A 21,301-nucleotide genomic window follows, 5' to 3' on the forward strand; every position below is an offset into this window, starting at 1 on the left:
CGCTGTGCGTTGGCGCTCGGATGCTCGTTCGCCGGACCGGATGACCTGATCCGCTCGGGACGGTCCGATCTCAGGCGCGAAGATCGGGCCAGTCTACCCAGCCGCGGGCGCCGGGCGCGGCGCGGTGACCGAACACCGCGCGCCGCGCGGTGTGCGCGGGTCCGGTGTCCGGTGTGCCGCCGTGCCCGGTGGTGTGGCGGGTCTCCGCTGGTCAGCCGATGGTGCGGTGGACGTCCTCCTTCTCACTCGCACCCGGTTCGGACGGCGCGATCCACGGCCCGGGAATGGACGGGTCGAGGACGCCTTCCTCCACCCAGGCGAAGTCGCCCGCGAGGACGGCCCGGGCGAGTTTCACGTCCATCGCGTCGGTGTTGCGCCACAGCCCGTCGAACAGTTCGTCGACGCGGACGCGCGACTGCCGGCAGAACGCGTCCGCGAGCAGCACGGCCGACGCGCCGGGCGCCGTGGCCGGACCCTCGCCGTCCCGTCCGGCGCTGCCGAGCGGGCCCTCGGCCGACGAGTCGGCGTGCGCGCGGACGCACACAGCGCTCATCGCGAACAGTTCGGCGCCGATGTCGACCATCCGGCCGAGGAACCCCTGCCGCTGCTCCAGGCCGCCCTGCCAGCGCCCGGCCGCGTAGAAGATCGAACGGGCCAGCTTGCGGGACGCCCGCTCGACGTACCGCAGGTGCTTGGCCAGCTCTCCGAACTCGGCGTAGGACTTCGGGCGGTGCCCGGCCCCGGTGACCAGCGTCGGCAGCCAGCGCGCGTAGAAACCGCCCGCCTTCGCCGCCGCCCGCGCCTTCTGCCCGGTGGACGCGTCCGGGTCGATGATGTCGCCGGCGACCGACAGGTGCGCGTCCACCGCCTCGCGGGCGATCAGCAGATGCATGATCTCGGTGGAGCCCTCGAAGATCCGGTTGATGCGCAGGTCGCGCAGGACCTGCTCGGCCGGGACGCCGCGTTCGCCGCGCGCCGCGAGGGACTCGGCGGTCTCGTAGCCGCGGCCGCCGCGCACCTGGACCAGCTCGTCCGCGGCGCGGCACGCCATCTCCGACGACCACAGTTTCGCCAGCGCGGCCTCGATCCGGATGTCGTTGCGTTCGTCGTCGGCGAGCTGGCTGGACAGGTCGAGAATGGCCTCCATCGCGTACGCGGTCGCCGCGATGAACGCGATCTTGCGGGACACGGCCTCGTGCTCGCCGACGGGCCGGCCCCACTGCACCCGCTCCTTCGACCACTCCCGCGCGATCCTGGCGGCCCACTTGCCGCTCGCCGCGCAGATCGCGGGCAGCGACAGCCGCCCGGTGTTGAGCGTGGTCAGCGCGACCTTCAGGCCCGCGCCCTCCTTGCCGATGAGGTTCGCCTTCGGGACGCGGACGTCGTGGAACCGGGTGACGCCGTTCTCGATGCCGCGCAGCCCCATGAACGCGTTGCGGTTCTCCACGGTGATGCCGGGCGTGGACATGTCCACGACGAACGCGGAGATGCCGCCGCGGTGGCCGCCGTCGCCGCCGGTCCGTTCCTGCTTCGGGACGCGCGCCATCACGACGACGAGGTCGGCGATGACGCCGTTGGTCGTCCACAGCTTGACGCCGTTGAGGACGTAGTCGTCGCCGTCGGGGACGGCGGTGGCGCGCAGCCGGGCCGGGTCGGAGCCGACGTCGGGCTCGGTGAGCAGGAACGCGCTGACCTGCTTGGCGCAGCGCGGCAGCCATTCGTCCTTCTGCTCCGGCGTCCCGAACAGCTTGACCGGCTGCGGGACGCCGATGGACTGGTGCGCCGACAGCAGCGCGCCGAGGGCGGGGCTGACCGAGCCGACGATCATCAGTGCCCGGCCGTAGTACAGCTGGCTGAGCCCGAGGCCGCCGTACTTCTCGGGGATCTTCATGCCGAGCGCGCCGAGTTCGCGCAGGCCCTCGACGACGTCGTCCGGGATGCGCGATTCCCGTTCGATGAGCGCCGCGTCGATCTTGGTGGCGCAGAACTCGGTGAGCCGCGCGAGGAATTCCTCGCCCTTGCGGCGGGCCTCCCCGTCGGGACGCGGATGCGGGTGGATGAGGTCGAGGCGGAAGTCGCCGAGGAACAGCTGCTTGCCGAAGCTCGGCAGCCGCCATTCCGTCTCGCGCGCCTCCTCGGCGACCTTCCGGGCGGTCCGCTCGTCGACGTGGGCGTGGCTGCTCTGGCTCATGCGTCCTCCTGGGAAGGGGACGGCCCCCCACGTCCCCCGTTCGGATCTGCTGATCTGGGGTCCTCGGATGCGACGTGCCGATGCCCCGAAGTTACTCCCCGGTTGTACTTCTGAGTAGTCCCATGCATGTGATCGCCATTTCCCGTGGCCGGATCGGGAAACCCTCCCCGGGCGGACGGAGGAGGTGATCCAATGAACGGGACCGTCGCCGAGGCCTTGACCGGACCGGGCCAGAGGGGTTCGCTGTGCGTAATGGATGAGACACGCAAACCCACTCTCATCGCCTCCGTGCAGCGTGCGCTGCGTCTGATGGAGGTGGTCGCGTCTCATCCGAGCGGCGCGCCCGCCAAGCAGCTCGCCCGGGAGGCCCGGCTCCCGCTCGCCACCACCTACCACCTGCTGCGCACCCTCGCGCACGAGGGCTACGCCACGCGCCTGCCGGACGGTGTCTGGGTGCTGGGCGAGCGGGTCGAGTCCCTGCACGGGCGGAGCAGGACACAGCAGCTGCTCGCCCGGATCCGCCCGACCCTGATGTCGCTGCGGGACGAGCTGGGAGTCGCGGCCTATTTCAGCATGCATATGGACGACGAGATCCGCCTCATCGACATCGCCGACGGCCCGCGCGCCCCCCGCGTGGACGTGTGGGTCGGCTTCGAGGACGCCGCGCACGCCACCGCCATCGGCAAGTGCGTGCTGAGCCAGTTCGACGACGAGCACCGGCGCGACTACCTGTCCCGGCACCCGCTCGTCGACCTGACCCCGAACACCATCACCGACCCCGGACGGCTGTTCCGGTCCCTCGGCTCCCCGAGCGGCCTGCAGTTCGACCGCGAGGAGTACTCTCTCGGCACCGCCTGCGCCGCCGTCCCGGTCACCGACGCCACCGGCACCGTCCTCGGCGCGGTCGCCATCTCGTGCCGCCCCGGCAAGCTCCCCAGGATCGAGCGGTCGGCGCACCGGATGCGCGCGGCCGCGGAGGAGATCCAGCGCACGATCACCCTCACCCCCTGACCCGACGGCATCACCGCCACCGGTGCGTCCCGGTGGCGGTGAGCGGTTTCTGGGACTTCTAGGAAACGCGGCGGCGCGTCCAGTAGAAGCAGAAGCCCGTCAGGCCCAGGGTGAGGACGGCGAACACCCCCGTCTCGGCCCACTGGAGCGGCCAGAAGCGTTCGGCGGGCTGGTAGACCACCTTCTGCTTGTAGCCGTTCTGGGCGATCGCGTCGAAGCACGCCTGCGCCGGGCCATGCGGCGGCTCGCCGTTCGGCCCTGGTCCCGGCGGTGCGCACGCTCCGTCGAACTGGGAAATGGGAATTTCATCGACGATGCGGCCCGACGCGTCGATCGTGTCGTTCGAGACTGTCCAGGCCCCCGGTTCCGCCTCCACCTCCACCCGCATGTGTGCGGACGCGGAGTCCGGGGGTGCGTTCAGCATCATTTCCCCATGGTTCTCGGTCGAGATCGAGACGGTCTTGCTCTCCGGGGGGATGAGGTAGGGGCGGACCCACAGCGGCATCGCGATCTGGACGGCGACGAACACGGCCAGGGTGATCGCCATGGTCGGCAGCAGGCGGCGCACGAGGACGCCGACGGTGACCCCGAGCATGAAGGCGAAGGCCGCGTAGCCGATCGGAGTGATGCCCCGTGCGTCGAACAGGAGCGGCGTCATCCGCGGGAGGCTCTCGGCCGCCGCCTTGTCCAGCGGATCGGACCACCAGCTCGCGGCGAGCACGGCGAGCCCCGCGGCGCCCACGGTGGCCAGGCCGATGAGGCCGAGCTTGACGGCCAGCCAGCGGGTTCGGGTGACGCTCTGGTTCCAGACGAGCCGGTGCGTTCCGTTCTCGAGCTCACGGGTGATGAGCGGCGCGCCCCAGAAGATGCCGATGAGGCCCGGGAGGAACAGCACGATGCCGATCAGCGCGCCGAAGTACGCCTGGTGGTCGTCGAGGAACTGCCTGTTGAAACTCGTGCAGTCGCCCTGGGCGGTGCAGACCGCGAGCCCTTCGCCGTAGTCGTCGGAGAGACCGGGCCCGGTGACCGCCAGGACGGCGCCGAGGACCGCGAGGCCGCCGAACGCCACCGCGCCCTGGACGCGGAACTGCCGGAGCGTCAGCCAGATCATCGGATCGCCTCCAGTGCGGGACGGGTCGGGGCCGGGGCCATGTAGGCCAGGACGAGGTCTTCCATCCCGATCTGGCCGACCGTCCACGCGGGGTCGTGGATCGGGTCGTCCGTCCGGACGATGAGGGTGCTCTGCCTGTCGGTGTGGCTCTCGGACACGATTTCCTGCCCGGCCGGCAGCGTCGCCGGGTCGCGGCGCGGCCCGGTCAGCCGGTGGTGGGCGGCGAGAAGGTCGTCGACGTCCCCGGCCACCCGGACGCGCGAGTCGACGAGGACGATGAGGTAGTCGCAGGTCCGTTCCAGGTCCGACACCAGATGGGACGACAGCACGACGCTGAGCGAGTGCTCGACGGCGGCCTCCAGCAGACCCTGCAGGAACTCGCGGCGGGCCAGTGGATCGAGAGCGGCGACCGGCTCGTCCAGGATCAGCAGTTCGGGCCGCTTGGCGATGCCGAGGGTGAGGGCGAGCTGGGCCCGCTGCCCGCCGGACAGTTTCCCGGCCCGCTGCGCGGGGTCGAGCCCGAGTCGCTCGACGCGTTCCCGGGCGAGGGCGTCGTCCCATCGGGGGTTGAGCCGGGCACCGAGCTTGAGGTGGTCGGCGATGCTCAGCCCGGCGTAGGTGGGCGTGTCCTGCGCGACGTACCCGACCTTGGCGAGCTGCTCGGGTCCGCTCGCCGGACGCCCGCCGAGCACCTGGATGTCGCCGGCGGACGGCGCGAGCTGGCCGACCGCCAGGTTCAGCAGCGTCGTCTTGCCCGCGCCGTTCGGCCCGACGAGGCCGACGACCCGTCCGGCCGGGATGTCGAGCGTGCAATCGGACAGCGCCCAGCGCTGCCCGTACTTCCTGCCCAGTCCCTGGGCCTGCAAGGCGGTGGTCACGCTATGTCCTCCTGACTGGCGGACCGAAAGGTCGTCATGAACAGCGCCTCGATGCTCTCGTCGTCGAGTCCGGCCAGCCGCGCCTTGGCCAGCCAGCGCTTCAGGTCCTGGCGCAGCGGCCCGTGCGCGGCGAGCGACTCGCCCGCCAGCGTGCGCGTCACGAACGTCCCGACGCCCGGACGCGGCGCGACGAGGCCCTCGTGTTCGAGTTCCCGGTACGCCTTGAGCACGGTGTTCGGGTTGATCGCGAGCTGCGCCACCACGTCCTTGACCGTCGGCAGCTGATCGCCCTCGCGCAGCAGGTCGAGCCGCAGCGCGTGCCGCACCTGCCGGACGAGCTGCATGTACGGCGAGACGCCCGAACCGGGATCCAGATGGAACTCGATCACCGACACCTCCATTTAACTAGGATCCTAGTACTTTAGAGGTATGGCTCTATCTCATGTCAACAGCGCCGGCGAAAGTCCGGGCAGTCGGCAAGGGACCCCGGTCATTTCCGTGGCGTGTGCAACCTTCTGCGGGGCCCGGTGCATCAGGTGGGTGTGGAGCAGGCGAGGAGTGTGCGGATGGCGAGCCGTGACGAGGAGTTCACCGCCTACGTGACGGCCCGGATGCCGTGGTTACGGCGGGTCGCCTACCTGCTGTGCCAGGACTGGCACCGAGCGGACGACCTCGTCCAGTCAGCGATCACGCGTCTCTACGTGCACTGGCGGCGGGCGTCGGCGGCGGAGAACGTCGACGGGTACGCCCGGACGGTCCTGGTCAGGGTGTTCCTGGCCGAGCAGCGGGGCGGCTGGCGACAGCGGGTCCGGGTCGTCGACCGGACGCCGGACACGGCCGTCGAACCCGCCGACCACGCGGGCGGGGTGGATCTGCGGGCGGCGCTGGCGGAGTTGCCGCCGCGCCAGCGGGCCGCGGTGGTGCTGCGCTTCTACTGCGATCTGTCCATCGAGCAGACGGCCGACGCCCTGAACTGCTCCACCGGGACGGTCAAGAGCCAGAGCGCGCGCGGCCTGGACGCGCTGCGGCGCGTGCTGGGGCCGGTGGCTGAAGGGGAGAGGCTGGCGTGAACGATCTCAAGGCGGAACTGGAGCGCCTCGCCCGGACGCCCGGACCCGCACCCGCCGTGGACGTCCCGGCGGCGGTGGCCGCCGGACGGAGGGTCAGGCGGATGCGGCGGGCCCGGAAGGCGGCGGTGGTCGTCGTGGCGGCGGGGACCGCCGCGGCGGTGTCCGTGGTCGCGGTGCTGCCGTCGTCGTCCCACGAAGAGCGTCCCGACAAGGTCGTGGAGCCGTCGAAGTATCCGAGTCCGCTGGTCCAGAAGGCCACGTTCGGGTGGCTGCCCGCCGGTTACACGCGGACGCGGGTCGCGCAGGAGGGCGGGCGGTCCCCCTCCTACGAGGTGCATGCCGGGCGGGGCCCGGGGAGCATGTCCATCGAGCTGACCGTGATGCCTCCCGGAGAACGGCCGGGCATCCCGCTGCTGCCCGGAGCCCGGAAGGGGAAGCTGACGAAGGCGGCGCCGGTCAACGGGCGGCCCGCCTACTGGTCGATCAAGCCGGGCGGACCCGGGTCGCAGCAGGTGCCGGCGGAGTTCCGGTGGGAGTACCGGCCGAAGAGCTGGGCGCTGCTGTCGATCGGCGACCGGGCCGTCGCCGATGTGGCGACCGTCCACCGCATCGCGGCGGGTGTGAGGTTCGGCGGGGACGAGCCGGTGGCGTTCCCGATGCGGGTGTCCGGGATTCCGGACGGTCTCAAGGTCGCGCAGACGTTCGTCGACACCCGGCCGGAGGCCATGATCAGGCTGGGGAGCCCCCGCGAGGACGATCAGCTGACGGTCCTGCTGTCGGTGTCCCGCCCGCGATACAGGGAACTCTTCAAGCCCAACACGAAGATCGACGGGCATCCGGCGTTCGACACGCGGCTCCCGCATCCGGGGCTGAGGCCCGGCAAGGAGCCGAACCGGCAGACGCTCTGGGTGTTCGGGGTGGACGGGTTCGACGTCAACATCGTGGCGGCGGGCGAGCCGCTGCGGCGCCTGCAGGCCCGTGGCGGGCTGACCGGCCTGTTCCGCCGCGTCACCCCGCTGGGCACCGATCCCGCCCGCTGGACGACGACACCGCTTCGTTAGCTGTCTGTTTTGTGCCCGGGGCGTAGTTCGGCGATGCTTAGGGCGTGTCGACGGAGACTCTGAACAGCGCCGCCGAGCTGCGCGCCTTCCTGCACGGCCTGCCGGGCGTGGACCAGGTGGGGGCCGAGGAGCGGGCCGCGCGACTGGCCACCAGGTCCATCAAGACGACGGCGAAGGCCGAGGCGATCGACCTCGCGATCTCGATGGTGGACCTGACCACCCTGGAGGGGGCGGACACTCCGGGGAAGGTGCGGGCGCTGTGCGCCAAGGCCGCCCACCCCGATCCGGCGGACGCGTCCGTCCCCAAGGTCGCGGCGGTGTGCGTGTACTCCGACATGGTCGACGTCGCCGTCCGCTCCCTTGAGGGGACGGGCATCGGGGTGGCGAGCGTGGCGACGTCGTTCCCGTCGGGGCGGGCGCCGCTGGAGGCCAAGCTCGCCGACACGCGCGCGGCGGTCGCGGCGGGCGCGGCCGAGATCGACATGGTGATCGACCGGGGCGCGTTCCTGTCCGGCGACTACGCCAAGGTGTTCGACGAGATCGTCGCGGTCAGGGACGCGTCCGGTCCCGCGCATCTGAAGGTGATCCTGGAGACGGGCGAGCTGGCCACCTACGACAACGTCCGGCGGGCGTCGTGGCTGGCGATGCGGGCCGGCGCCGACTTCATCAAGACGTCGACGGGGAAGGTGTCGCCGGCCGCGACGCCGCCGGTGACGCTGGTGATGCTGGAGGCCGTCCGCGACTACCGCGCGGCCACCGGACGGCAGGTCGGCGTCAAGCCGGCCGGCGGGATCCGGACGACCAAGGACGCGATCAAGTACCTGGTGCTGGTCAACGAGACCGCCGGCCCGGACTGGCTGACGCCGGACTGGTTCCGGCTGGGCGCCTCCAGTGTGCTGAACGATCTGCTGATGCAGCGCCGCAAGCTGGCCACCGGGGTCTACTCCGGTCCCGACTACTTCACGCTGGACTGATCCATGGTTTCCGAGAACACGGTCTTCGAGTACGCGCCGGCGCCCGAGTCGCGGGCGGTCGTCGACATCCGCGCCTCCTACGGGCTGTTCGTCGACGGCGAGTTCACCGACGGGCACGGCGAGCCGTTCAAGTCGATCAATCCGGCCGACGAGACCGTCCTGGCCGACATCGCCTGCGCGGACGAGGCGGACGTGGACCGCGCCGTCCGGTCCGCCCGCACCGCGTTCGACAGGGTGTGGGGGCCGATGCCGGGCCGCGAGCGCGCCAAGTACCTGTACCGGATCGCCCGGATCATCCAGGAACGGTCGCGGGAGCTGGCGGTGCTGGAGTCGATCGACAACGGCAAGCCGATCCGCGAGTCACGGGACGTGGACGTCCCGCTGGTCGCGGCATGGTTCTTCTACTACGCCGGATGGGCCGACAAACTGCCCCACGCCGGGTTCGGGCCCGACCCGAAGCCCGTCGGTGTGGCGGGCCAGGTGATCCCGTGGAACTTCCCGCTGCTGATGCTCGCCTGGAAGATCGCGCCCGCGCTGGCGTGCGGCAACACCGTCGTCCTCAAGCCGGCCGAGACGACGCCGCTGACCGCGCTGCTGTTCGCCGACATCTGCCGCCAGGCGGAGCTCCCGCCGGGGGTCGTCAACATCATCACCGGAGCCGGTGAGACCGGCCGCGCGCTCGTCGAGCACGACGGGATCGACAAGGTCGCCTTCACCGGCTCCACCGACGTCGGGCGGCAGATCGCCCGTGCCCTCGCCGGGACGGACAAGAAGCTGACCCTCGAACTCGGCGGTAAGGCCGCCAACATCGTCTACGCCGACGCCGCGCTCGACCAGGCCGTCGAGGGCGTCGTCAACGGCATCTTCTTCAACCAGGGGCACGTGTGCTGCGCGGGCTCCCGGCTGCTCGTCCAGGAGTCGGTCGCCGAGGAGGTCCTGGACCGCCTCAAGACCCGGATGGCGACGCTGCGGGTCGGCGACCCCCTCGACAAGAACACCGACGTCGGCGCGATCAACTCCGCCGCCCAGCTCGCCAAGATCAAGGAGCTGTCGGACGCGGGCGAACGGGAGGGCGCCGGACGCTGGTCCCCGCCCTGCGACCTTCCCGCCCAGGGCTTCTGGTTCGCGCCCACGATCTTCACGGGCGTGGCCCAGTCGCACCGGATCGCCCGTGAGGAGATCTTCGGGCCCGTCCTGTCGGTGCTGACGTTCCGTACCCCCGACGAGGCCGTCACCAAGGCCAACAACTCCCCCTACGGGCTGTCGGCGGGGATCTGGACGGAGAAGGGCTCGCAGATCCTGTGGACGGCGCAGCGGCTGCGCGCCGGAGTCGTGTGGGCCAACACCTTCAACAAGTTCGACCCGGCGTCCCCGTTCGGCGGCTACAAGGAATCGGGGTTCGGCCGCGAGGGCGGACGCCACGGACTGGAGGCCTACCTCAATGCCTGAGAAAGCACGGACCGAGAAGGCGGGGGCCGGCCGTCTCGCGGTCCGCAAGACCTACAAGCTGTTCATCGGCGGCGCGTTCCCCCGATCCGAATCCGGCAGGTCCTACGTGGTCACCGACGCCAAGGGACGTTTCGTCGCCAACGCGGCCCGCGCGTCCCGCAAGGACGCCCGGGACGCGGTCGTCGCCGCACGCAAGGCGTTTCCCGGCTGGTCGGGGCGCACCGCCTACAACCGCGGCCAGATCATCTACCGCGTCGCCGAGATGCTGGAGGGACGCCGCGACCAGTTCGTCGACGAGCTCCGCGGAACGGGCCTGACGAAACCGCAGGCCGCCGCCGAGGTGGACGCGGCCGTCGACCGGTGGGTGTGGTACGCGGGGTGGGCCGACAAGCTCGCCGCCGTCGCCGGGTCCGCCAATCCCGTGTCCGGCCCGTTCTTCAACTTCTCCACGCCGGAGCCCACCGGCGTCGTCGCCGTCGTCGCGCCCGACTCGCCGCTGCTCGGCCTGGTGTCGGTCGTGGCCCCGGCGATCGTGTCCGGGAACACCGCCGTCGTGGTCGCGTCCGAACCGGCGCCGCTGCCGGCGATCACGCTGGCCGAAGTGCTCGCCACGTCCGACCTGCCCGGCGGAGTGATCAACATCCTCACCGGGCACCGCGCGGAACTCGCGCCGTGGCTGGCGGGACACATGGACGTCAACGCCGTCGACCTCACCGGATCCGCGCCCGCGGACGTCCCGGACCTCGAAGACAAGGCCGCCGGGAACCTCAAACGCGTCCTGCGCCCGGACGGAGCCGACTGGACCGCCGAGCCCGGAACCGCACGGATGACCGCGTTCCTGGAGACCAAGACCGTCTGGCATCCCGTGGGCGTCTGATCTGGAATGACGCGGCGTGTGTAGACAGTCACAAAGCGTGGAATAGATCTCCCCGTAACTGATCATCACTGGGGGGAGATCAGTGCCTACCAAGACCGCATCGCGCACGACGTCGAGCCGAGGTACGGCCGGTCGCGCGAAGAACACGTCAGCGAACAAGTCCACGACGGCCAGGAAGCCGGCGGCGAAGAGCACGTCGGCCGCGAAGTCGTCGTCCAAGACCACGACCAGCCGTTCGACCGCGTCCAAGGGCGGCACGGCGAAGAAGGCGGCGGCGAAGAGCACGGCGGCGAAGAAGACGGCGCCGGCCGGCCGGACGTCGCCGTCGACGGCCGCGACCCGCGTCACGAACGCGGCGAGCCAGGCCAAGACGGCCGCCACGCAGATGAAGTCGGTGGCGACCAAGGCGTCCTCGTCGGCGAAGGCCATGACGGCGATGACCAAGGCGATGACCAGCGCGACCAAGGCGATGAGCGACGCCGCCAAGGCGATGGACGCCGCCGCGAAGGTCATCACCACCACGGCCAAGTCGACCGGCACCAAGAGCACCGGGGCGAAGAGCACCGCGGCGAAGAGCACGGCGGCGAAGAAGAGCACCGCGAAGAAGAGCACGCCGTCCAAGTCGGGGACGACCCGCAAGACGACGGCGGCGAGCAGCGGCTCCAGGTCGACGACGTCGGCCCGGGCGGGCTCCGCCAAGTCGACCACGTCGCGCAGGTCGTCCACGGCGGCGGCGAAGGCGTCCGGCACGGCGAAGAAGACGACCGCGGCCCGCAAGCCCGCGGCGTCCCGGACGACCTCGGCCGCCAAGTCCGGCACGTCGCGCGGGTCCGGGATCTCGTCGGCGGCGAAGCCGAAGACGGCCAGGTCCACGACGGCCCGGAAGACGCCGGCCCGCAGCGCGGTGGAGGAGTCGAAGACGGCCGCCGCGCCCGCGGCGCCCATGGTCGAACCGAAGCCCGGTTCGCTCCAGCACTCGACCCGGACCGACGGCGGGTTCCTCAGCGGACTCACCGATGCCGGCGACCGTGGCCGCTGACGGGCCGATGGACGAGAAGGACATCCTGGCCCGCATCGACGAGTACGTCGGCGAGGAGCAGCGGCTCCGCGAGCGCTACCAGCGCGGCGAACTCGGGCGCGAGGAGGAGCACCGGCGGCTGGAAGGGCTGGAGGTCGCGCTCGACCAGTGCTGGGACCTGCTGCGCCGCCGCCGGGCCCGGCTCGAGGCCGGCGGGGACCCCGGCGGCGAGCGGGTCCGGCCACCGGACGAGGTCGAAGGCTATCTGCAGTGACCCCGGCGCGGGCGCGGCGCGGGCCGCTGCGCTTCGGCGTGTCCCTCGCACCGGACGCGTCCGTCCCGCTGATCCGGACCGCGCAGGACGCGGACCGGTACGGCCTCGACCTCCTCGGCGTCCGCGACCAGCCGTACCGGCGTGACACGGCGGACGCGCCCGCGCTGATGGCGTCCGCGCTGGCCGTCACGTCCCGGATCCGGGTGCTGCCGGCGGTGGCGTGCCTGCCGCTGCGTCCGCCCGCCGCGCTGGCCAAGGCGATCGCGACGATGGACCGGCTCAGCGGCGGCCGCGTCGAACTCGGCCTCGGCGCGGGAACGTCCTGGGACGGCATCGAGGCGTACGGGGCGGGACGGCTCGGCGGCACCGCGGCCCGCAGGGCCCTTGAGGAGGCCGTGCAGATCATCAGGCTGCACTGGAGCGACCAGAACGGGCTGCGCTTCCAGGGCGAGCACTACCGGTTCACGGCGATGCAGAGCGGTCCCGTGCCCGCGCACCAGATCGGAATCTGGCTCGGCGTCACCGGCCCGCGCGGCCTCGACCTCGCCGGACGCGTCGCCGACGGCTGGATCGCGCCGTCGTCGCTCGTCCCGCCGAAGAAGCTCGCCGACGGCCAGCGGCGGCTCGACGACGCCGCCGCCGGTGCGGGCCGCGACCCCGCCGAGATCCGCCGCGTCTACGTCCTGGAGGGCTCGGTCGACGGGCGGGACTCGCGGGGTTTCCTGCACGGCCCGCCACGCCAGTGGATCTACGAGCTGACGGAACTGGCCATCGGCCACGGCATCGACTCGTTCCTGTTCGGCGGCGACCCCGAACAACTCGCCGTGTTCGCCCTGGAGGTCGTCCCGGCGGTCCGCGAACAGGTCACCCGTGAACGCGTCTTGATGCAGTGACCTTGGCGCCGGGCCCTGTGACCAAGGGTCGAGTACTCACATGCGGTCGGGGGTGGGGACGCCGAGGAGGGCCAGGCCGGTGGTCAGGGTGCGCAGGGTCGCGGCGCACAGGGCCAGCCGGGACGCCTTCGTCGCCTCGTCCGGGGCCTTCAGCACCGGGCAGTTCTCGTGGAACGTCGTGTAGGCGTCCGCGACCGAGTAGACGTAGCTCGCCAGCCGGTGCGGCTCGGCGGTGTCGCCGGCCTGCTTCAGGACGGCGCCGAACCCGAGCAGTTCCAGTGCCAGCGCACGCTCGGCCGGGTGGCCGAGAACGATCGGGCCGGTCGCGTCCTCCGGCGCCAGCCCGCCCTTCCGGAAGATCGACCGGATCCGTGCCACCGCGTACTGCAGGTACGGGCCGGTCTTTCCGTGGAACGAGATCATCCTGTCGAGGTCGAAGACGTACTCGCTGTCGCGGGCGACCGACAGGTCGGCGTACTTCACCGCGCCCATGCCCACGTCCTGGACGATCGCGGCGCGGGTCGCCTCGTCGAACGACTCGTCGTGCTGGACCTCGTCGAACGCGGCGCCCGCCCGCTCGACGGCCTCGTCCAGCAGTTCGGACAGCTTGACGGTGCCGCCGGCCCGGGTCCGAAGGATCTTGCCGTCGGTGCCGAGGACGTTGCCGATCTGGGCGTGCTCGGCCTTGACGTCGCCGTTCAGCCAGCCGGCCATCCGCGACACGGCGAACACCATCTGGAAGTGCAGCGACTGCGGCGCGCCCACCACGTAGATCATCCGGTCGACGTGCTCGGTGTCGACGCGGTACCGGATCGTGGCGAGGTCGCTGGTGGAGTAGTTGTAGCCGCCGTCGCTCTTGCGGATGATCACGGGCAGCGGCTCGCCCTCGCGGCCGGTGAACCCGGGCGGGAACGCGCACAGCGCCCCTTCGCTGATCACCGCGATGCCCTTGTCCTCGAGCTCCTCGGCGGTCGGTGCGAGGAGGTCGTTGTAGAAGCTCTCGCCCTTGATGTCGTCGTCGGTGAGCGTGACGCCGAGCCGCCCGTAGACGGCGTTGAAGTACCGCTTGGACACGTCCACGAGGACCTGCCAGAGCCGCAGCGTCTCGGCGTCGCCCGCCTGGAGCGCGACGACCCGGCTGCGGGACCGGTCGGCGAACTCGGTGTCGCCGTCGAACTTCTCCCGCGCGGCCTGGTAGAACGCGGTCAGGTCGCTGACGGACGAGTCGCCGCGGGCGGCGGCGTCCTCGCCGATGTCGACCAGGTGCTCGATCAGCATGCCGAACGGGGTGCCCCAGTCGCCGACGTGGTTGTCGCGGACGACGTCGTGGCCGAGGAACGCCAGGATCCGCGCGATCGCGTCCCCGACGATCGTGGTCCGCAGATGTCCGACGTGCATCTCCTTCGCCACGTTCGGCGACGAGTACTCGACGACGACCTTCTGCGGCTTGTCCGCGGCGGGGACGGCGAGCCGTTCGTCCTCCAGGGCGTACTGCGCCTCGGCGGCGATCCAGCCGTCGCTCAGCGTCAGGTTGATGAAGCCCGGCCCGCTGACCTGCACGTCCGACACGACCTCGGCGGTGTCGAGGTTCGCGACGATCTCCTCGGCCACGTCTCGCGGCCTGCGGCCCAGCTTCTTGGCCAGCGGCAGTGCCACGTTGGCCTGAAGGTCGGCGAACTGCGACGGCCGGATGACCGGGTCGGTGTCCGCGTACGACGGTCCGAAGGCGGCGCCGAGTGCGGCCTGGACCCGGGCGGCGAGTACGAGTTGCGGATCGGGCATGTCACAAGGCTATCGGCGCGGTGCCCCGGCCCGGACCCGGTTTTCCGCCGTGTCCCGCCGGCTACGGGGTGGCGGGCGGCTCCATGCGATCGGGGACGGTGTCTCCGGCGGGTCCCCCGCCGCCCGGACGGGCGTCCGGCTGCGGGGCGTTGTCGGCGGGTCTGTCGGTGCCGTCGCGGTCGCCGTGCGTCCAGCGCCCGAACCGGGACGTGCGGGTCAAAGCGACCTGCTCGCGGATCCGCTCGACGATCCGCCCGGCGGCGAGCCGGTGCGCGAGTTCGCACGCCGAGGTGATGGCGCGGGCGTGGGACGCGCCGTGCGCGATGACGACCGTCCCGTTCAGCCCGAGCAGCACACCGCCGCCGTAGGTGTCGGGGTCGAGGCGGTCGCGGAGGTCCTGGAGGCGGCGTCGCTGGAGGAGCGCGCCCATCCGCGCGGCGGGGCTCGCCGTCATCGTGTCGCGGACCTCCGCGAACGCCGTCCGGATGGTGCCCTCCATGGTCTTGAGGGCGATGTTGCCGGTGAACCCGTCCGCGACGACGACGTCCACCCGCCCGGTCAGGAGGTCGTGGCCCTCCACGTTCCCCGCGAACTCGATGCCGTGGCTGCCGCCGGTGAGCAGCTCGTGCGCCCGTTTGGTCTGCTTGTTGCCCTTGCCCGGCTCGGCGCCGATGTTGAGGAGCCCGACGGACGGGCGGTCGAGGCCCAGCAGGATCTGCGCGTACGCGGTGCCGAGCGCGGCGAACTGGACGAGCCCTTCGGGCTTGACGTCGGTGGTGGCGCCCGCGTCGAGCAGGATCGTCGGGCGCGGCCGCGTCGGCAGCGTCACCGCGATCGCCGGGCGCATCACGCCCTGCTGGCCCTTCAGCCGCAGCCGCGACGTCGCCACGACGCCCGCCGTGCTGCCCGCCGACACCAGCGCCGACGCCCGCCCCTGCTTGATCAGATGGCAGGCGATCGCGATGGACGAGCGGGGCTTGCGCCAGCTCGCCAGCGCGCCCTCGCCCATGTCCAGGGCCTCGTCGGCGTGCACGATCGGGATCTTGCCGACGATGCCGTACCGGTCCAGCTCGCGGCGGATCCTTGAGGCCTGCCCCACCAGCACGAGCCGGACGTCGTGCTCGCGGACCGCGTCCACCGCCCCGGCGATGATCTCCTCGGGGGCGTGGTCGCCGCCCATCGTGTCGACCGCGATCGGCAGCGGACGGACCGCCGCCTGGCGGCGCGACCCTCCCTGGCGGGGGGCCTGACGGCGAGGCGTCGCCGGGCGGGGCGGCTCGCCAGTGCCGGTCATGGCCGCTCCAGGAGGGTGAAAGGAAATGCGGTGCGCCGCAAGAACGCAGCTCATCGCATCGTAGGACGTTCTTTCACCCGTCTTGGCGGCACCCGCCCGGAGTGGTGATCGTCACCCCGTCCCGTTGATCAGGCCTAGCCCTCCTCTGCGTGGCAGTCGGCGCCCAGGCAGGGCGCGTTCTCCACGACCGGGCGACCGTCCACCAGGATCGTGTAGCGGCTCTCGGCCGTCTCCCGTTCGCCGCTGCCGAGGACCTCGACCGGCTTCTTGTCCGAGGTCGTGCCGGTGCAGGACACGCGCAGCTTCTCCTTCGTCCAGCCGGGCAGGTCCTCGCACTTCAGCGGCGACGCCAGCGTCACGCCGCGCTCGTGCAGCTCGGCCGCCGCCGTCACCGGCAGCGCCTTGCGCAGCGCGGACTGGGTCTCGTACGTCAGCTCTTCGCGGTCGGACAGCAGCAGGAAGGCGCCGCCGCCCGCCACCACGAGCACGAGAAGCGCGGCGGACCCCAGGATCAGTGCCTTCTTGCGGCCTATCTGCCGGATCTTGCGACTCATCTCCACCATGACGGTGTCACCGGCGGTACGCGGGTGCATGCGGTCAGTGGTCGATCTTTTCGTTCCGTATGCGGATTCGTTGCCCTGCGGGTCCTCAGCGGCAGCCGGCGCCGAGGCAGTCCTTGCGCAGCACCTCGCGACCGCCGACGGTCACGATGTAGGACTCGCGGGGACGGCGGGTGTCCGCGCGGTGGACGACACCGTCCACGGTGACCGGCTCGCCCGTCCAGGTGCGGGCGGTGCAGTTCACGCGCACGACGGAGCGGGTTTTGATGTCGGGTGTCTTGCAGTCGGGGCGTTTGCGCAGTTCGATGCCCTGTGCCTTCAGCTCTTCCACGGTGCCGCCGGTGACGGCGTTGCGGTACGCCCCTTCCGAGATCCGCTGCGTCGTCTCGCAGCCGGACGCCCCCAGGACGAGTACGAGCAGCGCGGCGAGCATGGCCGCGGGGGGCCGCCTCACGGCGTGTCTCCCACTGCGGCTTCCGCTCGGCGCAGTTCGGCGACCGCGTCGGCGAGCACGTCGGGCCGGTCGAGCGGCACCATGTGCAGGGCGTCCGGCAGCTCGACCCGGCTCCCGTGCGGGCTCATCGCGGCGAGCCGCGCGTGGCCCTCGGCCCATTCGTGCTTCTCGTCCGGTTCCGTCACGTCCCCGAGCGCGGTCACGACCACCAGCGGGACGGGCGGGAACCGGCGCCGCTCGCGCAGCCGCGCCAGGTCGGCCGCCATCTCCCGGTAGGCCAGCTCCTCCGCGATGACCGTTCCGACCACCGTCCCGCGCCCGTACACCGACCGGACGACGTGGTCCGGGACGGCCTCGTCGCGGCGGCTGGTCTTCCGGAGGATCAGCCGCCGTCCGCACGGCCCGGCGACCTTGGCCAGCCGCGTCGCGCCGAGGACCGCCCCGGTCGCCGTGGCCAGGGGGGTCAGCACGGCCGCCAGGCGGATGGCCGCGCGCGGGTCGCGCTCGTAGCTCGGGTCGACCAGCACCATCCCCCCGACCAGGCCGGGACGCAGCCTGGCGAGGGCCTCGGCGTGGAACGCGGCCATCGAGTGCGCGAGGACGATCACGGGCCGTCCGGCCCGCTCCGCCAGGGCCTCCAGGGTCGCGGCGTCGCGCCGGAGGGTGGGCCGCGCGTTCCCGGCCGGGCTGAGGCCGAGCCCCGGACGGTCGAACACCGTCACCCGGTACTGGTCCCGCAGCAGCTCGACGGTCGGGACCCAGTCGAACCAGGCGCCGCCCAGCCCGGCGGTCAGCAGCAGCGGAACTCCGTCCACCGGCCCGGACTCGACCACGTGCACCTGTTCGCGTCCCACGTTCACGATCTCGCTCACAGCCGAGCCCTCTCTCTCGCCGCCGCGACGTCCCGTGCGGCGTGCGCCGCGTCCCGCCGGTCGGTGTACAGGGCCCGGGCGATGACCAGCAGCCCCAGGCACAGGACGCAGATCTGGACGCGCTGGACGACCCCGAGCCACTGCCCCATGTACATCGCCGTGAGTGTGCACGCCGCCAGGACGGTCTGCGTCAGCGCCAGCCGCCGGCCCCAGCGTGCCAGGGCCGGCCACCATCCGTACCGGCTGGCCGCCAGGGACAGCAGCACAAGCGCCGCCAGCCAGCAGATGATCACGGCGCTGCTGGTGACCGCGTGGAGTTGATGGGAGAACGACACGTGCCCCGAACGCTCCCGCAGCGCGCACCAGGTGTCCAGGCTGGGTGCGCAGTCCAGGGGGAAGACCGCGTCGCCGATGGCGAACAGGCCGAACAGGCCGAGGAAGGTCCATCCGGCGGTGGCCAGGGGCCTGCGCGTGAGCTTGCGGAGCGTTCCGAGCGCCACCAGGATCGTCAGGACGCCGGTGACGAGGTCTCCGGCGCTGTAGACGTAGTGGAACGGCTGGTCGGCGGCCGACAGTTCGCTCACGTAGCCGTTGAAGAAGTCGAGGTCGGGGTTGAGCACGCTCCCCAGCAGGAACGTCGCGTAGGCGAGGGCCGCGACCACGGTCAGGACGATCACCGGTGCGGGAACGATCCCCGGCCCGTCACGCTCGTCGGAGTTCACCAGACCCCCCTCCGCCGCCCGACCCTGCCGCCCGGCCCAGTATTTCCGAACTCGCGGCGTGGTGTGACACGGGGCGCGGGTCGCCGCGAAACCGCTGGCAGAATCCATCGCCCGCGTCCGCCTCCGGTGCGGCGACGGGACTTCACCCTCTGCTGACGGAGAAGTTGACGTGCCGTAGTCGTTGTACAACGGACGGAACGTCAACGATGATGTCCAGGCGATTTGTCGGGATCGTCCTTGACCAGCTTTTTTACTACCAGGTAGGGGGTATCAATTCGGCATGGACCCGCCCCAAACGGTTGAATGGGGGTGACCAGAGCAGGTCCGATCACGTTCCGTGACGACGCCCCCGGGGGTGCGCTTCCCCGCTGACAGCAAGGAGTACCAACACGTGACACTGGTGAACGACGCGGCGCCAGCAGTGCGATCCACAGGTCGCAAGTTCCGCGCCTTCACGGCGAAGCACCTTGACGAGCTCACCGCTCGCGCGGGGCTGTCGCCCGCGCAGCGCCTCGCGACCCGGGCGGTGGCCACGGTCCTGCCGTTCCGGACGAACGCGTACGTCATTGAGGAGCTCATCGACTGGTCGGCCGCGCCCGACGACCCGATCTACAGGCTGGTCTTCCCGCAGGAGGACATGCTCCCTCCCGAGGACGTCGCGCACCTGTCCGACCTCCTGCGCCGCGAAGCCCCCAAGGCCGAGGTCGAGGCCGCCGCCCACCGGGTGCGGATGAAGCTGAACCCGCACCCCGCCGGGCAGATGGAACTCAACATCCCGAGCTTCGGCGACGGCAAGATCCCAGGAATGCAGCACAAGTACGACGAGACCGTCCTGTACTTCCCCAAACAGGGCCAGACCTGCCACGCGTACTGCACGTACTGCTTCCGCTGGGCCCAGTTCGTCGGCGAGGCCGACCTCAAGATGGCCGGCGACGACGTCACCGCCCTGCGCGACTACCTCGTCTCCCACCCCGAGGTGACCAGCGTCCTGTTCACCGGCGGCGACGCCATGATCATGGGCGAGTCGGTGCTGCGCCGCTACATCGAACCGCTGCTGGACCTCGACCAGCTCGAATCCATCCGCATCGGCACCAAGTCCCTCGCCTACTGGCCGCAGAAGTTCGTCACCGACCCCGACGCGGACGACATGCTCCGCCTGTTCGAGCAGGTCGTGGAGTCGGGCAAGAACCTGGCGTTCATGGCGCACTTCTCCCACCCGCGCGAGCTCGAACCCCTCATGGTCGCCGAGGCGTGCCGCCGCATCCGCGACACCGGCGCGATCATCCGCACCCAGGCCCCGCTGATCCGGACGATCAACGACAGCGTCGCCGACTGGGAGAGCATGTGGCGCACCCAGACCCGGATGGGCCTCATCCCGTACTACATGTTCGTCGAGCGTGACACGGGCCCGCAGGACTACTTCGCCGTCCCGCTCGCCGACGCGTACGAGATCTTCCGGGACGCCTACAAGAACGTCTCCGGCCTCGCCCGCACCGTCCGCGGCCCGTCCATGTCCGCGACGCCGGGCAAGGTCTGCGTGGACGGCGTCGTCGACCTGGCCGGCGAGAAGGCGTTCGCGCTCCACCTCATCCAGTGCCGCGACGCGGACCTGGTCGGCAAGCCGTTCTTCGCCAAGTACGACCCCACCGCGGTCTGGCTGGACGAACTGAAGCCGGCCTTCGCCGACCGCTTCCCCTGGCAGACGTAAGAGGCAGCGGGGGCCGGTCACGGACCGGCTGAGTACCGGACCGGCCCCGGCTGAGTACGAACGCCCAGGCGGCGATCATCGTCATGCGACGAGGATGATCGCATGTTCCCCCACCGCCTTTCCGCCGCGGCGCCCAGCACGGCCCACCGGGTTCGGCTCGTGCCGGCCGCCGCGTACACCGTCGTCGTCCTCGTGGTGAGCGCGGTGGTCCTCGCGGCCGTGCTCTTCTCGGACGATCCCGGCTTCATCGGCGTCTGGCTCATCTTCGTCACGGCCCCGCTGGCAAGCTGGTCGGCCGTACCCGGGCGGACCTGCTGCGCCTGCTCGCCGACCCCGCCACCACCACCTGGCTGAGCGCCCGCCTCCGGATGAGCGTCGGCGGGGTCGGGGACCATCTCGCGGTGCTGCGCGCGTCCGGGCTCGTCACGAAGGAGCGCAGCGGCCGCTCCGTCCTCTACCGCCGCACGGCCGTCGGCGACGTCCTCGCGGGCACGGCCTAGACACGCCGCGGCGCTGCCCGCAGGCACATCGCGCTCGCCGCCGCGACGGCGGCGGCCGGATCAGCTGCCGTACTCGGGGACGATCGTGGCGCGGGCCAGCGTGTGCGCCGTGACGTTGAAGCCGACCACGGCCGGGGACGTGTCGGAGTCCAGACCGAGCGACTCCACGTCCAGGGCGTGGACGGTGAACACGTAGCGGTGCGGGTCGCCGGGCGGCGGGGCCGCGCCTCCGTACGCCTTCACCCCGAAGTCGCTGCGGGCATGGACACCGACCTTGGAGTCCTCGGTGCCGGCGCCGGTGGGCAGCTCGATCACGTCCGCGGGGATGTCGAACAGGACCCAGTGCCAGAAGCCGCTGCCGGTCGGCGCGTCCGGGTCGAAGCACGTCACCGCGAAGCTCTCGGTCTCGGCGGGGAACCCCGACCAGCGCAGGTGCGGCGACCGGTTGCCGCCGCCGAAACCCCAGTCGTCGAACACCTGCCCGTCCGGGAGACGCTCCCCGTCGGTGACGTCGTCGCTGGTGACGGTGAACGACGGAACCTCGGGCAGGTGCTCGTGCGGAAGCGGTGGCTTGCCGGCCATGGCGACCTCCTAGTCGGGGA

The 21,301-nt window shown here is 71.5% G+C and carries 23 protein-coding genes; 12 read left to right on the plus strand and 11 right to left on the minus strand.

What is annotated here, in order from left to right; translation table 11 throughout:
* Positions 1–211 precede the first annotated feature (211 nt).
* Positions 212–2,191 carry an acyl-CoA dehydrogenase family protein gene (locus ACTWPP_RS00455; protein WP_443101992.1) on the minus strand — a complete coding sequence of 660 codons (1,980 nt, stop codon included), beginning with the start codon at positions 2,189–2,191 and terminating at the stop codon, positions 212–214.
* Between the two features lie 252 nt (positions 2,192–2,443).
* Between ACTWPP_RS00455 and ACTWPP_RS00460 the strand changes: the two genes are divergently transcribed.
* The gene (locus ACTWPP_RS00460) at positions 2,444–3,202 is read left to right on the plus strand and encodes an IclR family transcriptional regulator (RefSeq protein WP_443101993.1); all 759 of its coding nucleotides are present in this window, start codon (positions 2,444–2,446) and stop codon (positions 3,200–3,202) included.
* 58 nt (positions 3,203–3,260) lie between these two features.
* On the opposite strand, the gene ACTWPP_RS00465 is transcribed toward ACTWPP_RS00460, so the two are convergent.
* The 3 genes from ACTWPP_RS00465 to ACTWPP_RS00475 are packed head-to-tail and all read right to left on the minus strand — an operon-like array spanning position 3,261 to position 5,592.
* A complete protein-coding gene (locus ACTWPP_RS00465) occupies positions 3,261–4,313 on the minus strand; it encodes an ABC transporter permease (RefSeq protein WP_443101994.1) in 1,053 nt (350 codons plus the stop codon).
* Entirely contained in the window at positions 4,310–5,191 is an 882-nt protein-coding gene (locus ACTWPP_RS00470; protein ID WP_443101996.1) for an ABC transporter ATP-binding protein, read from the minus strand. Before ACTWPP_RS00470 ends, ACTWPP_RS00465 begins: the two co-directional genes overlap by 4 nt.
* Positions 5,188–5,592 (minus strand): GntR family transcriptional regulator, encoded by a 405-nt coding sequence (locus ACTWPP_RS00475; protein ID WP_443101997.1) that lies wholly within the window; start codon positions 5,590–5,592, stop codon positions 5,188–5,190. The genes ACTWPP_RS00470 and ACTWPP_RS00475 overlap by 4 nt, the downstream gene beginning before the upstream one ends.
* Before the next feature lie 165 nt (positions 5,593–5,757).
* On the opposite strand from ACTWPP_RS00475, the gene ACTWPP_RS00480 reads away from it, so the two are divergent.
* From ACTWPP_RS00480 to ACTWPP_RS00515, 8 genes are all read left to right on the plus strand, one after another.
* Positions 5,758–6,261: a SigE family RNA polymerase sigma factor gene (locus ACTWPP_RS00480; RefSeq protein ID WP_443101998.1), complete on the plus strand. Its 504-nt coding sequence runs from the start codon at positions 5,758–5,760 to the stop codon at positions 6,259–6,261.
* A complete protein-coding gene (locus tag ACTWPP_RS00485; RefSeq protein WP_443101999.1) occupies positions 6,258–7,322 on the plus strand; it encodes a hypothetical protein in 1,065 nt (354 codons plus the stop codon). Before ACTWPP_RS00480 ends, ACTWPP_RS00485 begins: the two co-directional genes overlap by 4 nt.
* A 44-nt stretch (positions 7,323–7,366) precedes the next feature.
* On the plus strand, positions 7,367–8,296 hold the full coding sequence (gene deoC / locus ACTWPP_RS00490; RefSeq protein ID WP_443102000.1) for a deoxyribose-phosphate aldolase: 930 nt from the start codon (positions 7,367–7,369) through the stop codon (positions 8,294–8,296).
* Positions 8,297–8,299: 3 nt separating this feature from the next.
* Complete coding sequence (locus ACTWPP_RS00495) at positions 8,300–9,745, plus strand: aldehyde dehydrogenase family protein (protein WP_443102001.1); 1,446 nt, start codon at positions 8,300–8,302, stop codon at positions 9,743–9,745.
* Positions 9,738–10,622: an aldehyde dehydrogenase family protein gene (locus ACTWPP_RS00500; protein WP_443102002.1), complete on the plus strand. Its 885-nt coding sequence runs from the start codon at positions 9,738–9,740 to the stop codon at positions 10,620–10,622. Before ACTWPP_RS00495 ends, ACTWPP_RS00500 begins: the two co-directional genes overlap by 8 nt.
* Positions 10,623–10,704: 82 nt before the next feature.
* On the plus strand, positions 10,705–11,661 hold the full coding sequence (locus tag ACTWPP_RS00505) for a hypothetical protein (RefSeq protein WP_443102003.1): 957 nt from the start codon (positions 10,705–10,707) through the stop codon (positions 11,659–11,661).
* Complete coding sequence (locus ACTWPP_RS00510; RefSeq protein ID WP_443102004.1) at positions 11,639–11,914, plus strand: DUF2630 family protein; 276 nt, start codon at positions 11,639–11,641, stop codon at positions 11,912–11,914. The genes ACTWPP_RS00505 and ACTWPP_RS00510 overlap by 23 nt, the downstream gene beginning before the upstream one ends.
* A complete protein-coding gene (locus ACTWPP_RS00515; RefSeq protein WP_443102005.1) occupies positions 11,911–12,807 on the plus strand; it encodes an LLM class flavin-dependent oxidoreductase in 897 nt (298 codons plus the stop codon). The genes ACTWPP_RS00510 and ACTWPP_RS00515 overlap by 4 nt, the downstream gene beginning before the upstream one ends.
* Positions 12,808–12,843: 36 nt before the next feature.
* On the opposite strand, the gene argS is transcribed toward ACTWPP_RS00515, so the two are convergent.
* From argS to ACTWPP_RS00545, 6 genes are all read right to left on the minus strand, one after another.
* Positions 12,844–14,589 carry an arginine--tRNA ligase gene (gene argS, locus ACTWPP_RS00520; RefSeq protein WP_443102006.1) on the minus strand — a complete coding sequence of 582 codons (1,746 nt, stop codon included), beginning with the start codon at positions 14,587–14,589 and terminating at the stop codon, positions 12,844–12,846.
* A 61-nt stretch (positions 14,590–14,650) separates the two neighbouring features.
* Positions 14,651–15,883 (minus strand): phosphate acyltransferase PlsX, encoded by a 1,233-nt coding sequence (plsX, locus tag ACTWPP_RS00525; protein WP_443102007.1) that lies wholly within the window; start codon positions 15,881–15,883, stop codon positions 14,651–14,653.
* 134 nt (positions 15,884–16,017) lie between these two features.
* A complete protein-coding gene (locus ACTWPP_RS00530; protein WP_443102008.1) occupies positions 16,018–16,476 on the minus strand; it encodes a hypothetical protein in 459 nt (152 codons plus the stop codon).
* Between the two features lie 55 nt (positions 16,477–16,531).
* Positions 16,532–16,897 carry a hypothetical protein gene (locus ACTWPP_RS00535; RefSeq protein WP_443102009.1) on the minus strand — a complete coding sequence of 122 codons (366 nt, stop codon included), beginning with the start codon at positions 16,895–16,897 and terminating at the stop codon, positions 16,532–16,534.
* Complete coding sequence (locus ACTWPP_RS00540) at positions 16,894–17,769, minus strand: alpha/beta fold hydrolase (RefSeq protein ID WP_443102010.1); 876 nt, start codon at positions 17,767–17,769, stop codon at positions 16,894–16,896. Before ACTWPP_RS00540 ends, ACTWPP_RS00535 begins: the two co-directional genes overlap by 4 nt.
* Positions 17,766–18,491, minus strand: a complete 726-nt coding sequence (locus ACTWPP_RS00545; RefSeq protein WP_443102011.1) for a DUF998 domain-containing protein — start codon at positions 18,489–18,491, stop codon at positions 17,766–17,768. Before ACTWPP_RS00545 ends, ACTWPP_RS00540 begins: the two co-directional genes overlap by 4 nt.
* Before the next feature lie 391 nt (positions 18,492–18,882).
* Here ACTWPP_RS00545 and ACTWPP_RS00550 point away from each other — a divergent pair, with 391 nt between their 5' ends.
* The 3 genes from ACTWPP_RS00550 (at position 18,883) to ACTWPP_RS00560 (ending at position 20,699) form a co-directional block, all read left to right on the plus strand.
* Positions 18,883–20,199 (plus strand): KamA family radical SAM protein, encoded by a 1,317-nt coding sequence (locus ACTWPP_RS00550; protein ID WP_443102012.1) that lies wholly within the window; start codon positions 18,883–18,885, stop codon positions 20,197–20,199.
* A 102-nt stretch (positions 20,200–20,301) separates the two neighbouring features.
* Positions 20,302–20,553: an SCO4225 family membrane protein gene (locus ACTWPP_RS00555; RefSeq protein WP_443102013.1), complete on the plus strand. Its 252-nt coding sequence runs from the start codon at positions 20,302–20,304 to the stop codon at positions 20,551–20,553.
* On the plus strand, positions 20,550–20,699 hold the full coding sequence (locus tag ACTWPP_RS00560) for a hypothetical protein (RefSeq protein ID WP_443102700.1): 150 nt from the start codon (positions 20,550–20,552) through the stop codon (positions 20,697–20,699). The genes ACTWPP_RS00555 and ACTWPP_RS00560 overlap by 4 nt, the downstream gene beginning before the upstream one ends.
* 60 nt (positions 20,700–20,759) lie before the next feature.
* Here the strand turns inward: ACTWPP_RS00560 and ACTWPP_RS00565 are convergent, their stop codons facing one another.
* The gene (locus ACTWPP_RS00565; RefSeq protein ID WP_443102014.1) at positions 20,760–21,281 is read right to left on the minus strand and encodes a YbhB/YbcL family Raf kinase inhibitor-like protein; all 522 of its coding nucleotides are present in this window, start codon (positions 21,279–21,281) and stop codon (positions 20,760–20,762) included.
* Between the last annotated feature and the right edge of the window lie 20 nt (positions 21,282–21,301).

The organism is Actinomadura sp. 3N407 (assembly GCF_052245875.1).
Classification (GTDB): Bacteria; Actinomycetota; Actinomycetes; order Streptosporangiales; family Streptosporangiaceae; genus Spirillospora.

What these genes read in the sequence shown, in the direction of transcription:
- ACTWPP_RS00455 (WP_443101992.1), bottom strand. Translation starts at nt 2,191, where the DNA reads ATGAGCCAGAGCAGCCACGCCCACGTCGACGAGCGGACCGCCCGGAAG.
- ACTWPP_RS00460 (WP_443101993.1), top strand. Translation starts at nt 2,444, where the DNA reads ATGGATGAGACACGCAAACCCACTCTCATCGCCTCCGTGCAGCGTGCG.
- ACTWPP_RS00465 (WP_443101994.1), bottom strand. Translation starts at nt 4,313, where the DNA reads ATGATCTGGCTGACGCTCCGGCAGTTCCGCGTCCAGGGCGCGGTGGCG.
- ACTWPP_RS00475 (WP_443101997.1), bottom strand. Translation starts at nt 5,592, where the DNA reads ATGGAGGTGTCGGTGATCGAGTTCCATCTGGATCCCGGTTCGGGCGTC.
- ACTWPP_RS00480 (WP_443101998.1), top strand. Translation starts at nt 5,758, where the DNA reads ATGGCGAGCCGTGACGAGGAGTTCACCGCCTACGTGACGGCCCGGATG.
- ACTWPP_RS00495 (WP_443102001.1), top strand. Translation starts at nt 8,300, where the DNA reads ATGGTTTCCGAGAACACGGTCTTCGAGTACGCGCCGGCGCCCGAGTCG.
- ACTWPP_RS00500 (WP_443102002.1), top strand. Translation starts at nt 9,738, where the DNA reads ATGCCTGAGAAAGCACGGACCGAGAAGGCGGGGGCCGGCCGTCTCGCG.
- ACTWPP_RS00510 (WP_443102004.1), top strand. Translation starts at nt 11,639, where the DNA reads ATGCCGGCGACCGTGGCCGCTGACGGGCCGATGGACGAGAAGGACATC.
- argS (WP_443102006.1), bottom strand. Translation starts at nt 14,589, where the DNA reads ATGCCCGATCCGCAACTCGTACTCGCCGCCCGGGTCCAGGCCGCACTC.
- plsX (WP_443102007.1), bottom strand. Translation starts at nt 15,883, where the DNA reads ATGACCGGCACTGGCGAGCCGCCCCGCCCGGCGACGCCTCGCCGTCAG.
- ACTWPP_RS00530 (WP_443102008.1), bottom strand. Translation starts at nt 16,476, where the DNA reads ATGCACCCGCGTACCGCCGGTGACACCGTCATGGTGGAGATGAGTCGC.
- ACTWPP_RS00555 (WP_443102013.1), top strand. Translation starts at nt 20,302, where the DNA reads ATGTTCCCCCACCGCCTTTCCGCCGCGGCGCCCAGCACGGCCCACCGG.
- ACTWPP_RS00565 (WP_443102014.1), bottom strand. Translation starts at nt 21,281, where the DNA reads ATGGCCGGCAAGCCACCGCTTCCGCACGAGCACCTGCCCGAGGTTCCG.